The organism is Desulfuromusa kysingii (assembly GCF_900107645.1).
Lineage (GTDB): Bacteria > Desulfobacterota > Desulfuromonadia > Desulfuromonadales > Geopsychrobacteraceae > Desulfuromusa > Desulfuromusa kysingii.
This window is the reverse complement of the sequence record NZ_FNQN01000008.1, coordinates 104,590-121,093: the sequence shown is the minus strand read 5'-3', so window position 1 is coordinate 121,093 and position 16,504 is coordinate 104,590. Positions and strand designations below refer to the sequence as shown.

The window sequence follows — 16,504 nt, the reverse complement described above, 5'->3', positions numbered from 1 at the left end:
GAGAACCAAGGAAAAGCAAAACTTGTTTTTGGTTTTAAAACCTTAAAAACGATTTTGATTTTGGTTGTCTTGGCGAACTTGGTGTCTTGGTGGCTAATGTTTGGTTTTGACTTTCTCTCCAGCTCTCCCCCTCAGCGTCTCTCCGTTAAAAGGTTTTCTCTGGAGGTAAAATGCCCGAACGTAAACTCGATTCAGATCAAAATTTGCGCCATCGGCTGCACACGATAATTTTTGAGGCGGACACGCCAACGGGTAAGCTATTTGATCTCCTGCTGATCTTCAGTATTATCATTAGCGTCATTGTGGTGATGCTGGACAGTGTCGCTGATCTGAATCTAAAATACGGGCAACTGTTTCTTTTTCTTGAATGGTTTTTTACCATTATTTTCACCGCTGAGTATCTGCTCCGTCTCAGTTGTATTGGCCGTCCTTCCAAATATGCTACCAGTTTTTACGGCATTGTTGATCTGCTCTCAATTCTCCCCTCGTATGTCAGTCTCTTGCTCCCCAGCGGTAAATATTTTTTAGTTATCCGTATCCTGCGTTTGTTGCGAGTGTTTCGGGTTTTGAAACTGGTTCAGTATGTAGGTGAATCGAATTTTCTACAGCGTGCCCTATGGGCCAGCAGGCGGAAAATCTCCGTATTTCTCCTCTCTGTTTTTCTCATGATGATCATTTTTGGTTCGTTGATGTATCTGGTCGAAGGGGCAGAAAACGGCTTTACCAGCATCCCTCGTTCGATTTACTGGGCTGTTGTCACCATGACGACCGTTGGTTACGGGGACATCTCGCCACAGACAAGTTTGGGACAGGCGATCGCTTCACTGGTGATGATTCTTGGTTACGGTATCATTGCTATTCCGACCGGGATTGTGACGGCAGAACTAACGTTCAAGAGACATATCTCCACACAAGTTTGTCCAGAATGTAGCGCAGAAGGGCATGATGTTAATGCGAAGCATTGTAAATTCTGTGGTGCGGATCTGCATCTGGATAAAAAGTAACGACTTAACGCAGAGACGCAAAGTTGGAGAGACGGAGAGGGGAAACACAATCTTTAATATAGCCACCAAAGCGCCAAGATCACCAAGGAAAAGCAGGATTTGTTTTGGTTTTAAACCTTAAAAACATCTTTGGCTTTAGTTGTCTTGGCAGGATTGGAGCCTTGGTGGATAGGGTTTAGGCTGAAGTTTTACTTGAGTTGTTTTTTAACGGAGAGGCGCAGAGTTGGAGAGGTGGAGAGGGGAAACACAATCTTTAATATAGCCACCAAGGCGCCAAGAGCACCAAGAAAAAAGCAGGATTTGTTTTTGGTTTTAAACCTTAAAAACATCTTTGGCTTTAGTTGTCTTGGCGGACTTGGTGCCTTGGTGGATAGGGTTTAGGCTGGAGTTTTACTTGAGTCGTTTTTTAACGGAGAGGCGCAGAGTTGGAGAGACGGAGAGGGGAACCACAATCTTTAAGATAGCTACCAAGGTGTCAAGAACACCAAGGAAAAAGCAGGATTTGTTTTGGTTTTAAACCTTAAAAACATCTTTGGCTTTAGTCGTCTTGACGGGATTGGAACCTTGGTGGATAGGGTTTAGGCTGAGGTTTTACTTGAGCCGTTTTTTAACGGAGAGGCGCAGAGTTGGAGAGGTGGAGGGAAAACACAATCTTTAATATAGCCACCAAGACGCCAAGAGCACCAAGAGCACCAAGAAAAAGCATAACTTGTTTTTGGTTTTAAACCTTAAAAAACGCTTTTGGTTTTGGTTGTCTTGACGGGATTGGAACCTTGGTGGATAGGGTTTAGGTTGAAGTTTTACTTGAATAGTTTTTTAACGCAGAGGCGCAGAGTTGGAGAGACGGAGAGGGGAACCACAATCTTTAAGATAGCTACCAAGGTGTCAAGAACACCAAGAAAAAGCATAACTTGATTTTGGTTTTAAACCTTAAAAAACGCTTTTGATTTTGGTTGTCTTGGCGGACTTGGTGCCTTGGTGGCTAACGTCTGGTTTTGACTTTCTCTCCGTCTCTCTGTCTCAGCGCCTCTCCGTTAAAAAAGTTATTCAGGGATTTTATCCAGTTCTTCCCAGCGCTGGTAAGCTTTTTCCAGTTCGATCTCAAGGTTTTGTAAGCGTTGTTGCAGGTTGCTGATCTGAGAGCCATCTCCATCTTTGTAAATTTCTGGATCGGCCAGTTTTTCATGGATATCAGCTTGTTCTGTCTCCAGTGCGTCAATCTGTTCAGGAAGTTCTGTCAGTTCTTTCTTCTCTTTAAAGCTTAATTTTCGTGCACGTTGTTTGCGTTGTGCAGGTTTTGCCTTCTCTTTTTTAGGTGCCGTTTCTGTTTTTGGCTGGGTTGCTAACCAATCATCATAGCCCCCGATAACCTCATCGATCACACCGTTGCCGCTGAAAACCAGTGAACTGGTCACCACATTATTGAGAAAGCTCCGATCATGACTAACCAGTAGCACCGTCCCTTTGTAATCAAGGAGCAGCTCTTCCAACAAATCCAGGGTTTCCATATCAAGGTCATTAGTCGGTTCATCCAGAATCAGCAGATTGGCTGGCTGGGTGAACAGTTTGGCGAGAAGGAGGCGATTCTTTTCGCCACCTGATAGGACTCTGACGGGAGTCCGCGCACGCTCGGGAGTGAAAAGAAAGTCTTGCAGGTAACCGTAGATATGGCGAGGGTTACCGTTGATGATGACCTGATCGTGATCATCAGCGATATTCTGCTTCACAGTCCGGTCTTCATCCAATTGTTGCCGCAGTTGGTCAAAATAGGCGATCTGTAGATTGGTTCCAAGACGCAATTGCCCCTGACTTGGTTGCAACACTTCGGTCAATAGTTTCAATAAAGTCGTTTTGCCACTACCGTTGGGACCAATCAGGCCGATCCGGTCGCCGCGCATAATGCGTAAGTTCAGGTGTGCAATGATGGTTTCGTCACCATATTTAAAGCTAAGATTCTCGGTCTCTAAAACCATTTGCCCGCTGCGTTGTCCCGTCTCTAACTGTAACTTCACTTGACCGGTTCGGTCCCGTCGTTGGCGGCGTTCTTCTCGTAGCTTGAGCAAATCGCGTACCCGACCCATATTGCGGGAGCGCCGAGCCTTGATCCCTTTGCGAATCCAGATTTCTTCTTCCGCCAGCTTTTGATCAAAACGGGCCCAGGCCTGCTCTTCGCTATTGAGGACCTCTTGGCGACGTTGCAGAAATGTTGCATAGTCACAGCGATAATCCTGCAATTGCCCGCGATCCAATTCAATAATGCGATTGGCGAGGTTTCGCGCAAAAGTGCGGTCATGACTGATAAAAATCAGCGTTTTGCGTAACCGTAACAGAAAGTTTTCCAACCAGCTGATCGCATTGATGTCGAGATGGTTGGTGGGTTCATCAAGGAGGATCAAGTCAGGATTCTGGACCAGCGCTGTTGCCAGAAGCGCTCGTCGTTTCTGCCCGCCCGACATGGTTTCCAGCTTGGTCTGCGGATGCATCTCTAATTGTGTTAAGGTCTGTTCAATCTGGACGTCTGCCTGATGAGGTTCCATTCCCTGTTGTGACAACACGTGTTGCAGATGATGTTGTAATTCGCCAGTTAGGTGATCTGGAAATTCCTGTGGAACATAAGCAGATTGAATCTTTTGGTTGCGGATAATTTCACCCGAATCGGCAGGATAATCACCATTAATCAGATGTAACAGGGTCGATTTACCCGCACCATTTCGACCCAACAGACAGATTCTATCCCCCGCTTCAATATGCAGGCTGACAGCGTCGAGAAGTTTAGGACCACCAAAAGCGTGGCTGACTTGGTTGAGCGAGATGATGTTCATAATTTATGGCCGCAGTTCTTTAACGGAGAGACGCAAAGAACGGAGAGGTCGCAGAGAAAGCCTTGTTAGCATTTGTAATCGTAAAGACGATTTAGTCTTTCTCTGCTTCTCTCCACCTCAGCGCTGGAGGTTTTAATGGATTATTGATTCAGTTCGTAAATGACGACGGATGATCGCCCATTTTGTATGAAAAAATCCTTCTTGTAGTTTATCACTGTGACCAATTCATCTTGACCATCATTGTCAGCATCAGCGACGCTGAAATCAGCAATATAACCTTTTACGTCAGGAGTTCGCCATTTTTCATTCAGAGATGTATTGTCCCATGTGAAAGCAATGACACGGCTTTGATCATAATCGTGATATCGTTCAAACAAACGGAATCCTTCATTTTTTACAACAAGTAATTCCCCTGTCGTTAGAGAAATAAGTCTTTTTTGAATATTGATTGGTGTTGATTGCACACTTTCAGTTTCTTCAACGTTATAGAAAAAAGTTTCCGTACCACCGTAATGATCATCAGATTTCCATGCAGTTTCACCGCCTAAGCTGGTGATGTGCAAAGTATCTTGAGACGTAATTTCCGCATAGAATAGTTCGTCATTGATTCCACTGATTGTGGTTAAGCTGAAGGGATCGTATGTGTTTGGCAGGTTTATATTGTCACCTTTGACGAGTTTTCCTTCTGAGTATTCAACGCGGAATGGTTGCTCTGAAAAAGGGGTGTCGAGGTCGCCCAAGGTTTGCCCAAGGAGAAGCTTACCCATGCCTGCAAGGTTAACAACACGGAAAAACCAGGGAACTTGATTGATGGTGGTTTGATAATCACCATTTATATATTTAACGACTTGTGAACTGAGTTTTGTGTCTGAATGGGCGGTCAGGTAGAGTTCTGGGATGCCGTCACTATCAAGGTCAAGGGAATCCAGGCTTAACAGACGGACACCAACAGAGAAGTTGACGGTTGCGACTTGGGTCAGGTTGCTGTCTGTTTTCCGCAGGATGCGCAGCTGCTTTTCTGTGGCGACAGCAATCTCCAATAGTCCATCACCATCAAAATCCGCGACTGTTATTCCGACCGGGTTGCCATCAATATCAGCGCCGACCCAAGAGCCATCAGTGCTGTTCTGGCTTTGAACGATGCCCGGATTTTCGAGCCGTTTATCCTTTGTTTTGATGCCAATAGCACTGGTAAGGCTTCCCACGGTTTTGTTGAGCAGTGATTTTTCCTCATTTTGCAAGGTCAAGTTGTTTTTTGGGGGTGCGACTGCGAGAGAAGACGTGAGTTTGCCGTCGCGATATGGGTATTGTCGTAACACAACATCAGCACTGTTGGTCACTTGTAGCTTATCGTCTGCAAGGTGAAATATTAGTTCTGGCTCTGTTGTGTCGTGATCGCTCAACCAGTTCAGTTGGGGAAGTGCCATCTTTAACTCTGCAGCGATTCGGTCAGCAGGCTGTGAAAATTCAAATCGGGTCGGTGTTTGCGTAAACCGTTTAAGTTGATCCCCTTTCTGTGGGGTCATCTCCGCAGATAGGAGCTTGACATATGAATATCCTGATTTGATTTGAGTCACCTGTAAGAAGCCCTTGGCAAGTTCGAGGGTTCCCAGGGTTTCTTTTGTTACCGGATGGATAACTTTCTCACCACTTTGAATCAGGGTTAGAATGTCGCCGACTTGTAAGTTGCTTGAGGCATCAAGGTCAACTAGATATTCTTCTCCAATCGGCATGATGATCGTTCCACTCACTGGTGCAAAATCATTCTTAATTTGCTCTGGAATTTGAGCTAGTGATGTTAGCGGAAAGCAGAGGATAAGAATGAGACTCAATCTAGCAACTAGTTTCATATTTGTGCCTGCCTTATATTTAGGGATCAAATGTTCTTACTTTATCTGAATCAAACGGTGATTTTAACTGGTTTATAGGTAAATGGAAAGTTGAATTTAAGAAGTCGTCGGGGCGGCATCTTTTGTGTCAGTTTTACCACGTTGTCAGCTCCGAAAAAAAAAGCCCGCTGCGTTAGCAACGGGCTTTTAAGGTTTCTAAGAAGAAAATCCTAGAAGCGTACGCGCAGGCGGAAACCAGCTGTCAAAGATGGATCATCTTCAGTGTAGGAGTTCCCTGCATCGACAGTTGTATAGGCAACGCTGGTGTCAATGGCGGCACCTTTTGCAATTGCATAAGTTGAGGAGACAACACCACCGAGGAACGAGTCGTAATTGGATGTTGTGGTGTCACCTGAAGCGTAATCTTCTTCTGGTTGGGCATAGAAGATAGTCGCTTTCATGCTGAGGTCATCAGACAGTTTAATGGCTGAGTATCCTTGGACGCCGATAGTACCAAGTCTATCACCTGTTGGGTCAAATGTTGAACCAGGATAGATGTCAAACAAGGTTGCCGTGGTGCCATAGGTTTCTGGCATGAAGCTCCCGTCATCGGTGAACTCAGTAATTTGTGCTTCATCGGCACCATCATAGCCTTTAGCATAGGTGAAGATACCACCAACAGTAACCGCTTCGCTAACAGCAACGGAACCGTCAACGAAGAATTGCAGACCTTTGTAGTCGACTTCGTTAGCACCTGACATGCCATTATCACCGTCAAAGTAGTTTGCTTCAAACATAACTTTAGCAGCATCAAGGTTAAAGTCAGCAGCCACACCTAAAACGTAGGCTGTTTCAGGATCATCACCAGTTAAAGCAGCACCATTACGGTAGTAACCTACAAAACCAGTTCCTGAGTACAGGTCAGTTGCGTGTTTTACTGCTAAGGTGTACAGATCTGCATCATCATCTTCGCTTGTGTCACCTTCTACTCGTTTGAAGGCTGCAAATTCAACACCGACAGGGCCAGCCATTTCTACAACAAAACCGGTACCGGTGGTATCAATAGCAATAGCATTAGCGATACCATAGTACTGGTCACCAGCTTTAAGGGTGAACATGCCTTTGTTGATTACCAGATACGCTTTGTTGTCACCATCATTGAGGCCTTGGGTGCCATGACTGTTGCCATTCCACTGGCTGTCAAATAGGTCGTATTGAAATTTGATAGCCACACCTTCGGAAACTGCAATGGTGCCACCAAGACGGAAACGTTGATCGATATATTGATTTGACCCCATTTCATCGTTAAAATTTGTATAGTTGTCCTTGTACCATCCACGAACACGCAGTTCGCCGTTCAGGCTAAGACGGTCTTCTGCCATAGCGGGTGTTACCATTGCTGCGATCGCCAGCAGGACGATCATAACTTTTAGAAATCTGCTCATTTCTTGTTACCTCCTTAGGTAGGTGAAGATTGCCGACAATTCGGCGTTAGAAAACTTATTGGGTCTTTACCGGTTATCTTTTCATTTAAGTATTATCTTTGTTACTGCAATCATTAACGTGAAGCAGAAACTGTGCCAAATGGGTTGGTCCCTCGCCTCGCTGTTAACTGCTTGAAACTATTGAATATTATCTGTTTCCATGTACTCACTGTTTTTTTAGCAGCGCTCATTGTTGTTTCGTTGCCACATCAGCGTGTTGCTTTTACCACAACTTAACCAAACTATCACTATAATTTAAAACCAATGTGACTCTCATGCGGTAGTTAAGATTTCGTGGGCAACCTTAAACTGATCCATGGTTTTTTTGTGTTATTTTTTTGTTAGTTTTCGCCGTTGCTTGCAATATTAATTTTAACTGTTTTTTTGGGGTATATCCTTGGCTTCGTTTTTTGCGAAATAAGTATATTTTTTTGTCAAAGTTAGTCAATTTAAAAATTATTAATAATTTATAGATGATTGTTCTGACAGGTTTATTTGAATCGGTATGGCACATTGGTAGCTTGTTCTGTGTTGTTGGTCACTCCTGCTCATCAGAATTACGAATGGGTGATATTGATCATTAATACGGGCTTTTGGCTTAATGTTTCCCTGCTTGACAAATTTCTGTCAGCACCCCGCCGGTTGCTTTCGGGTGTAAAAAAGCAATTAAACTGTTGTGGGCACCGTGACGGGGAGTCTCGTCAATCAGGCGAACCCCTTCTTGTTTCATCTGTTCCAGAGCTGCAGCCACATCATCGACTTCATAAGCCATGTGATGGACACCTTCCCCCTTTTTTGCCAGAAACTTGGCAATGGGTGAATCATCACTGGTTGGTTCTAATAGCTCAATCCGACTTTCACCGATCTGTAAAAAAGCGACTTTGACTTTCTGCTCTGCGACTTCTTCTGTCCCTTCGAAGTTCATCCCGAGTTGATCACGGTAAAAGGGGATAGAGTCTTCCAGGCTTTTAACGGCGATACCGATGTGGTTGATTTTTTTTAGCATATTTGACTCCTTTTAACGGAGAGGCGCTGAGGGGGAGAGCCGGAGAGAAAATCTTTATTCTCCTGGAAAGTTATTTACGACTCTATGGAAACCATTTTTAATATATTTTTCACCAAAATTTATAATCAGACCAAGTGGAATGTTCATCAAGCGTAGATATGTTAATAGCTGAGCGTTGAATACTGGGTTGAATTTTTCAACGCTTTTGACTTCAACGATAATTTGTTTGCTTATAAAAAGATCAAGGAACAGAGGATTCTTTAGCCTGTGCTCTTTATATATTATAGGGACGGGTATTTGTCTTTCAACGCCAATATCTCGTAGTCTAAGTTCATAGGCCAAGGCTTCTTCGTAAACAGCCTCGAGAAGACCTGGACCACCTAAAACTTGATGAACTTCAATGGCGGCATCAAGAATTTGTCCGCTTAATAGATTAAGCCTGTTGCTTTTCTCTGCGAGCCTCTCCATCTTTCCCCCTCTCCGTTAAAAATCAATTCCTTTTAAATGCTTCTAGCAACCTTTTTGCTGCCACGCTTGGTGGTGTTGTCCCATTGCTGACGCCGGTTTGGACTTGATCGATCATGGCAGCGACATTTTTATCCTGCAGGAACAGGTCTTTTAAGTTGTCCATCACCATGGTCCACATCCAGTCGGTCGCTTGGAGTTGCCGTTTGCTGGTAAATTGATGTTCTTTTTTCATGGTGGCAACGAAGTCAAGAATCAGATTCCAGACTTCATCTATCCCTTGATGATGAAGGGCACTACAGAGCAACGCTGGGACTTGCCAATGGTCATTTTTGGGACGGAGGAGATGCAAGGCATTTTCGTATTGTTGTCTTGCCAATTCAGCGCGGGGACGATTTTCCCCTTCGGCTTTGTTGATCAGAATGGCGTCAGCGATCTCCATGACCCCTTTTTTGATCCCCTGAAGTTCGTCTCCAGCATTGGCCAACTGGAGTAAGAGAAAGAAATCGACCATGGCAGCCACAGCAATCTCGGACTGACCGACGCCAACGGTTTCGACGATGATGATGTTGTATCCTGCGGCTTCGCAGAGGAGCATGGTTTCGCGGGTTTTACGGGCAACCCCGCCAAGATTGCTGCCAGCCGGGGATGGACGGATAAAGGCGTTCGCTTCGCGGGCAAGGTTTTCCATCCGGGTTTTGTCTCCGAGGATGGAACCGCCAGAGAGCTGAGAGGATGGATCAACAGCGAGAATAGCAACTTTATATCCTTGCTGTAACAAATTCATCCCTAACGCTTCAATGAAAGTGCTCTTGCCAACGCCGGGAACTCCTGAAATGCCAATCCGGATCGAATCACCGGAGTCAGGCAAGAGCTGGTCAAGCAAGGATGCGGCATCACCAGAGTGGTCAGGATTACGACTCTCAATCAAGGTGATTGCTTTGGCAAGAGAACGAATGTTGCCAGTGCGTACACCGTCGGCAAGTTTTTGAATATCAGACAAAATCTAAACCTTAATGACAAAAAGCAATTTAACGGAGAGGCGGAGAGGTGGAGAGCAGAGCAATCAAAAGCTTCTTCTCGGTTTTAAAACCCAAAAAAGATCTTGAACTTTCTCTCCGTCTCTCCAGCTCAGCGTCTCTCCGTTAAAAAAGTTCTATTTTCCTTCAATTGCATCCAGGGTTTGGTTCCCGGAGGCAATGATTGAAGTTCCCGGGCCGAAAATCCTTTTTGCTCCGGCAGCGAAGAGGGCGTCGTAATCTTGTCGTGGGATAACGCCACCGCAGACAACGATAATATCATCTGCCCCCAGTTTGTGTAACTCGGCAACCAATTGCGGGACCAGGGTTTTATGTCCGGCGGCGAGGCTGGAAACGCCGACCACATGAACATCATTTTCGACTGCCATTTTAGCGGCTTCTGCGGGGGTTTGGAATAGCGGTCCGACATCAACATCAAAACCGATATCAGCGTAAGCGGTGGCGACAACTTTAGCCCCGCGGTCATGACCATCCTGGCCCATTTTGGCAACCATAATGCGGGGACGGCGCCCCTCTTTGGCGGCAAAGTCGTCAACTCGTTGTTTTAACTCGGCGAAGTCACTGTCATTATTCACGATTGATCCATAAGCTCCTGAGACAAGTTTGATTTCGGCCCGATGGCGGCCAAAGGCCTTCTCCATGGCGTCAGAAATTTCTCCGACAGAAGCGCGTAAGCGGGCAGCTTTAACACTCAGGTCGAGGAGGTTGCCACTGCCACTTTCTGCTGCAGCAGTTAAAGCATCAAGGGCTTGCTGACAAGCTGCTTCATCCCGCTCGGAACGCATTTTTTTGAGGCGGGCAATCTGCGATTCACGAACTGCGTCATTATCAACATCAAGGACGTCGATGTCACTCTCTTCTGCGAGTTTATATTTATTGACGCCGACAATGACATCGCGACCACTATCAATGGCGGCCTGTTTTTTTGCTGCAGATTCTTCAATGCGCAGTTTCGGCATCCCTGTTTCAATCGCTTTGGTCATCCCTCCGAGAGCTTCAACTTCATCTAAGATTTTTTGTGCTTCTTCGATGAGAGCGTTGGTCAATGATTCGACATAATATGAACCGCCCAAAGGATCAACAACATTACAGATGCCGGATTCTTCCTGAATCACCAGTTGGGTATTCCGTGCGATCCGGGCGCTGTGATCCGTCGGCAGAGCAATCGCTTCATCCAGGGCATTGGTGTGCAATGATTGAGTGCCTCCGAGGACTGCTGCCATGGCTTCCATGGTCGTACGGATGACATTATTGTAGGGATCCTGTTCTGTCAATGACCAGCCGGAGGTTTGGCAGTGGGTGCGGAGCATCGAAGATTTAGGATTTTTGGGGTTGAACTGGCTCATCATTTTCGACCACAAAAAGCGTGCGGCGCGTAATTTTGACGCTTCCATGAAAAAGTTCATCCCGATAGCGAAGAAGAAGGAGAGTCGTGGAGCGAAGCTATCCACATCAAGACCTTTATCAATTGCGGCACGAACATACTCCAGTCCATCAGCTAAGGTGAATGCAAGTTCTAGCGCATTGTTTGCTCCCGCCTCCTGAATGTGATAACCGGAGATAGAGATCGAGTTGAACTTGGGCATTTTCTGGCTGGTAAACTCGATGATGTCGCCGATGATCCGCATGGATGGTGCTGGAGGATAGATATAGGTATTGCGGACCATGAACTCTTTGAGAATATCGTTCTGGATGGTTCCAGCTAATTTTTCCTGACTGACGCCCTGTTCTTCAGCAGCGACAATATAGTTGGCTAGTATTGGTAATACGGCGCCATTCATGGTCATGGAGACGGAAACTTTATCCAGTGGGATGCTGTCGAAAAGGATCTTCATGTCTTCAACTGAATCAATCGCCACCCCGGCCTTACCCACATCCCCGACAACTCGTGGATGATCAGAATCATAACCACGGTGAGTTGCCAGGTCGAAAGCCACAGAAAGCCCTTGTTGCCCCGCAGCCAGGTTGCGCTTGTAAAACGCGTTGGACTCTTCTGCGGTGGAGAAGCCGGCATATTGACGGACTGTCCATGGGCGGCCAGCGTACATGGTTGCCATTGGGCCACGGGTAAAAGGTGCCAGGCCCGGCAGCGTGTTAACTGTTTCCAGCCCGTCCGTGTCTGCTGCTGTATAGAGTGGTTTTACGCAAATTCCTTCAGGAGTATCCCATTTGAAATTGGAGAGGTCGTCAGTCTTTTTTTCTTTTTTTGCCTGTGCTTCCCAGTCGGCGATGGTTTTCTTTTCGAAAGAACTCATAGGTTTATTCCTTCCCTTTATTGGAACTAAGTGCAAAATTTTAATGCAGAGGCGGAGAGATGGAGGGAGGCTTAAGACCTTATTTAGGTTTTAATTCCTCAAAAAGGTTCTGGTTTTGTCTTTCTCAGCGCCTCTGCGTTAAAAAAATCAGCGGGTGACGACTGCCAAAACCTGCACCATTTCCCCTTCTTTGGACAGCAGACGGTGTTTAACCGTTGAATCAAAATATACCGCATCTCCCTCTTCCAAGGCGTAGCGTTCATCGTTAAGAATGATTTCGGCACTGCCCTTGAGGATCAACAGAAATTCTTCCCCCTCGTGGTTGTAGAGGGTTTCCTCCGTGGCTCGTTCGGTCACAGTGAGCAGGAATGGTTCCATCTTCTTATTCTTTTTTCGATAAGAGAGGGTTTCGTAAGTGTAGCCATGTTTGCTGCCATCTTTGGAAATCACTCGGCTGACAATCCGGCGCTCGTTATGGCGAACAATCTCATAATGCGAAGTTCCTTCTCCCTCTTCGAAGAAGAAGCTCATTTTAACATCGAAGAAACGGGCAATCTTGGACAGGGTTGCGATAGGGGGCGAGACGTTATTGTTTTCGATCTGTGAAATCAGAGCAGGGGAAAAACCTGTTTCGGTGGCAACGTCCTGCAAGGTTAATTTGCGCTCTTTTCGCAGGGTTTTAATTTTTTGACCGATGTTAAATTCCATAGTGATTTCTGCGTCTCATTGGAGTGTTTAAAAAAGTGTTTGTTTTAAACCGTATAGCTGACAGAAGTAGAATTGTCAATTGCAATTATTTATTAACAATAAAAAAATATAATATTTAGAACGTTATTTTGAAGTAAGATCGAGGAGAGAAAACCCCCTTTTGAGGCTGTTCTACTTTTTTTAGGCATGAACTGATGGTGCCCTGTTGGGGGAATCAATTTAGTTTCACTTAAGGAGATCAGGACGATTATTTCAGGCGTCGATGGTTATAAATTAATTGCCGATTGATCCGGCAGAAAAATCACTTGACAATATTCATGTGACGACTATTATTGTCACGTTGTTAGCACTCGATACAACTGAGTGCTAACAGTTGGAAAGGTTGAGACCGTATCTGCAGATTCAAAATTGTTGCTGTCGGTCTTTTCCCTGGTGGAGAAAGCATGTAACGGCCATTGGCCCAGAATTGAACGTTAAAAGGAGAGCTTAAGAATGAACATCAGACCATTGCAAGATCGTATTATCGTAGAACGCGTTGAAGAAGAGACAACAACGGCTGGCGGTATCATCATTCCAGATACTGTTTCTAAGGAGAAACCTCAAGAGGGTAAAATTATTGCCGCTGGTAAAGGTAAAGTTACTCCCGAAGGTAAAGTTCTGCCTCTGGATGTTAAAGAGGGCGATCGGGTGTTGTTCGGTAAATATGCTGGTAGCGAAATCAAAATTGATGGGGTTGAATATCTGATCATGCGTGAGGACGACATCCTCGGCGTTGTTGAGTAAAGCAAGTTCCGCTTTTGCGCTTCGGTGGCGTTGCCGGGTCATGCACGTCGTACTGCAGCACAAAATCGCAGCGGCTGGAATTATATTTTTACAAGTCACATAACTAAATAATAAATAACGGAGGATATAGAAATATGGCAAAAGAAATTTTGTTTTCCCAAGAAGCCCGCACCAAGATTCTTGTTGGTGTCAATACCCTGGCTGACGCAGTCAAGGTCACTTTAGGTCCTAAAGGACGTAACGTTGTCATCGATAAATCTTTTGGTGCTCCACTGATCACTAAAGACGGTGTATCCGTTGCTAAAGAGATTGAGTTGGAAGATAAATTCGAAAACATGGGAGCTCAACTGGTTAAAGAAGTTGCTTCGAAGACTTCTGATATTGCCGGTGACGGGACCACAACCGCGACTGTACTTGCTCAGGCCATCTATCGCGAAGGTATCAAGCTGGTCACCGCTGGTCACAACCCCATGGGTATCAAGCGTGGGATCGACAAGGCTGTGACAGTTGCCGTTGAGGCTCTGCAAGAGCTCTCCAAACCGGTTCAAGATCACAAAGAGATTGCTCAAATTGGCACCATTTCAGCAAACAGTGATGAGACGATTGGTAACATCATTGCTGAAGCGATGGAAAAAGTTGGTAAAGAAGGTGTTATCACTGTTGAAGAGGCCAAATCCATGGATACCTCTTTGGAGACAGTTGAAGGGATGCAGTTTGATCGTGGCTACCTCTCTCCCTACTTTGTTTCTGATGCTGAGCGCATGGAAGCAGCGATGGATGAACCTTTGATTCTGATTTATGACAAGAAAATCAGTACTATGAAGGATCTGCTCCCCGTTCTTGAGCCGGTTGCCAAGCAAGGTCGTCCATTAATGATCATTGCTGAAGATATTGATGGTGAAGCGTTGGCTACTCTGGTGGTTAACAAACTGCGCGGGACCATCAACGTTTGTGCTGTTAAAGCTCCAGGATTTGGTGATCGTCGTAAAGCTATGCTCGAAGACATCGCTATCTTAACTGGTGGTCAGCTGATTTCTGAAGAAGTTGGTTTCAAACTTGAAAACGCAACCATTGACATGCTTGGTACTGCCAAGCGGGTTGTTGTTGACAAAGAAAACACCACCATCATTGATGGCGCTGGTGATGATGCTGCTATTGAGGGCCGTGTTAAAGCGATCCGTGCACAGATTGATGAAACCAGCAGTGACTATGATCGTGAGAAACTGCAAGAGCGTCTCGCGAAATTGGTTGGTGGCGTAGCTGTTGTTAAAGTTGGCGCTGCAACTGAAACTGAGATGAAAGAGAAAAAAGCTCGCGTTGAAGATGCACTGCATGCAACTCGCGCTGCTGTTGAAGAAGGTATCGTCCCTGGGGGTGGTGTTGCTCTGCTCCGTTGCCTCCCAGCTCTGACTAAGCTTGAGCTTGAAGGTGAAGAGCAATTTGGGGTGCAATTGGTGGTCCGTGCACTTGAAGCTCCGCTGCGTCAGATCGTTATTAATGCTGGTGGTGAAGGTGCTGTTATTGCCGATAAAGTTTGCAACGGTGAAGCTGCATTCGGCTTCAACGCTGCAAGTGGCGAATATTGCGACATGATCCAAGCTGGTATTATCGATCCGACTAAAGTGACTCGTAGCGCATTGCAAAATGCTGCTTCCGTTGCTGGTTTGATGCTGACCACAGAAGCCATGATTGCTGATAAACCTGCCGCTGATGATGGTGGCATGCCTGGCGGAATGCCTGGCGGCATGCCTGGTGGCATGGGCGGCATGGGTGGTATGGGCGGAATGATGTAGTTTCCTCCTGCTCCTGGTACAATGAAAAAGCCCCCGCGGGAATTTCCCGCGGGGGCTTTTTTTATGCTTTAAGCTTCTCACCAAACGGCATCGAGAAAAACGAATCTTTCTCCAGTTAGATGTTGACGTTCTCTGTGACTGAGCTTTTCGGTGGTGAATAAGTGCCCCTTAGCGGATCAGCATGTCGCGCGATAAATCACGCGACATAGGTTTGACTTTGCAGACGAATTCATCGCTAGAGGTGATGCAGAGAACGTCGACTTCGGTTGCTTCTTTTCCTTTCCCGTAGGACGCGACAATTGCGGCGGCCGTTTCTAGCTCCACTTGATTAAAGTTGCCACAATAGAGCCCTAGAGGACCGCTGAAGTTTTGGCAGCGGAGCTTTATCTGTTCTGGCCTGGCTTGTTTTTGCAACGCGGCGTTGTCTGCCTGGTGGCGTCCAAGGATGAGCTTTGCCGTGGTTGAGAGGCGAAACTGGCGCCCCACTTTGAGAAGCTCAACATCGGCAACGGTTGCCTCTTGATCGTGTTCGAAGAGGTCGCGTAGCTGGTTGGAGAACCCTGCCTCCGTGAGCAGGCAGCCTCCCCCCGAACCAGGGTAATCCAATAATCCCCATTCCTTGGCCAGCGCCTGTTGTGGTTTGCGTGAACGGCCTTGAATATCAAGGAGTTGCGTGCGGTCAACCAGCCCTGACTCTTCCATAGCGGTGATCGGTAGCAGTTTTGCGCTCAAAGGGCGGAGAACCTGCTCAGCAAAACCAGAGTGTTTCGCCACAGATTTTAATGCATTGGCGTTCTGACTCATTGGCCGTTGACCGAGGACTTCACCGGAAAAAAGGAAGTCAAAGCCACCCGCGAGCATCCGTTCTCCCGCCAGTTGAAACATCAGTGCATGGCAATCGATGCAGGGATTCATATTCCGGCCATAACCGTATTTAGGTTTTTTTACCATCTTTAGATGGATATCGCTGATGTCTTCAAGGATCAGGTTGTAACCGATGGCTTCAGCGGAAGCTCTGGCCTTGTCGGCATTGAAGAAGGGGGTGACAAAAGAGATGCCGGTGACCTCGATCCCTTGCCGCATGAGCGTCATGGCAGCTAAACTGCTATCGAGTCCCCCGGAAATTAAACCAAGTGCTTTACTCATCTGTGTTCCTCTTGTTTTGCGTGTTTGTTGGGTATTTGGTCCCTAGAAAAAGGGGGCGTTCAGGAAAGTAAATTAACCAGCAAGATAACCTTAAAAGTGCTTTTTAACTGTTTGACGAAGAGTGGGGAGATCTGTTGAAATCTCCCCCTTTATTGGTCTTGAATAGCTA

The 16,504-nt window shown here is 46.1% G+C and carries 12 protein-coding genes; 3 read left to right on the top strand and 9 right to left on the bottom strand.

What is annotated here, in order from left to right; translation table 11 throughout:
* Positions 1 to 170 precede the first annotated feature (170 nt).
* Positions 171 to 1,004 carry an ion transporter gene (locus BLU87_RS13190; RefSeq protein ID WP_092349478.1) on the top strand — a complete coding sequence of 278 codons (834 nt, stop codon included), beginning with the start codon at positions 171 to 173 and terminating at the stop codon, positions 1,002 to 1,004.
* A 1,043-nt stretch (positions 1,005 to 2,047) separates the two neighbouring features.
* On the opposite strand, the gene BLU87_RS13180 is transcribed toward BLU87_RS13190, so the two are convergent.
* From BLU87_RS13180 to BLU87_RS13140, 8 genes are all read right to left on the bottom strand, one after another.
* Positions 2,048 to 3,826: an ATP-binding cassette domain-containing protein gene (locus BLU87_RS13180; RefSeq protein ID WP_092349473.1), complete on the bottom strand. Its 1,779-nt coding sequence runs from the start codon at positions 3,824 to 3,826 to the stop codon at positions 2,048 to 2,050.
* Positions 3,827 to 3,966: 140 nt separating this feature from the next.
* Positions 3,967 to 5,676: an FG-GAP repeat domain-containing protein gene (locus BLU87_RS13175; protein WP_092349470.1), complete on the bottom strand. Its 1,710-nt coding sequence runs from the start codon at positions 5,674 to 5,676 to the stop codon at positions 3,967 to 3,969.
* Between the two features lie 209 nt (positions 5,677 to 5,885).
* The gene (locus BLU87_RS13170) at positions 5,886 to 7,100 is read right to left on the bottom strand and encodes a hypothetical protein (protein ID WP_092349467.1); all 1,215 of its coding nucleotides are present in this window, start codon (positions 7,098 to 7,100) and stop codon (positions 5,886 to 5,888) included.
* Positions 7,101 to 7,737: 637 nt separating this feature from the next.
* Positions 7,738 to 8,145, bottom strand: a complete 408-nt coding sequence (mce, locus tag BLU87_RS13160) for a methylmalonyl-CoA epimerase (protein ID WP_092349462.1) — start codon at positions 8,143 to 8,145, stop codon at positions 7,738 to 7,740.
* A 54-nt stretch (positions 8,146 to 8,199) separates the two neighbouring features.
* The gene (locus BLU87_RS13155; protein ID WP_092349459.1) at positions 8,200 to 8,613 is read right to left on the bottom strand and encodes a GxxExxY protein; all 414 of its coding nucleotides are present in this window, start codon (positions 8,611 to 8,613) and stop codon (positions 8,200 to 8,202) included.
* A 22-nt stretch (positions 8,614 to 8,635) separates the two neighbouring features.
* Positions 8,636 to 9,613, bottom strand: coding sequence for a methylmalonyl Co-A mutase-associated GTPase MeaB (gene meaB, locus BLU87_RS13150; protein WP_092349456.1), 978 nt, complete (start codon positions 9,611 to 9,613; stop codon positions 8,636 to 8,638).
* Positions 9,614 to 9,766: 153 nt separating this feature from the next.
* A complete protein-coding gene (scpA, locus tag BLU87_RS13145) occupies positions 9,767 to 11,905 on the bottom strand; it encodes a methylmalonyl-CoA mutase (protein WP_092349453.1) in 2,139 nt (712 codons plus the stop codon).
* A 147-nt stretch (positions 11,906 to 12,052) separates the two neighbouring features.
* Positions 12,053 to 12,613, bottom strand: a complete 561-nt coding sequence (locus tag BLU87_RS13140; RefSeq protein ID WP_092349450.1) for a helix-turn-helix domain-containing protein — start codon at positions 12,611 to 12,613, stop codon at positions 12,053 to 12,055.
* Between the two features lie 492 nt (positions 12,614 to 13,105).
* On the opposite strand from BLU87_RS13140, the gene groES reads away from it, so the two are divergent.
* Together groES and groL are read left to right on the top strand one after the other, a co-directional pair.
* Positions 13,106 to 13,396, top strand: a complete 291-nt coding sequence (groES, locus tag BLU87_RS13135; protein WP_092349447.1) for a co-chaperone GroES — start codon at positions 13,106 to 13,108, stop codon at positions 13,394 to 13,396.
* 134 nt (positions 13,397 to 13,530) lie between these two features.
* Positions 13,531 to 15,189 (top strand): chaperonin GroEL, encoded by a 1,659-nt coding sequence (groL, locus tag BLU87_RS13130; RefSeq protein WP_092349444.1) that lies wholly within the window; start codon positions 13,531 to 13,533, stop codon positions 15,187 to 15,189.
* 168 nt (positions 15,190 to 15,357) lie between these two features.
* Here groL and BLU87_RS13125 read toward each other — a convergent pair whose 3' ends face one another.
* A complete protein-coding gene (locus BLU87_RS13125) occupies positions 15,358 to 16,335 on the bottom strand; it encodes a thiamine biosynthesis protein (RefSeq protein ID WP_092349441.1) in 978 nt (325 codons plus the stop codon).
* Between the last annotated feature and the right edge of the window lie 169 nt (positions 16,336 to 16,504).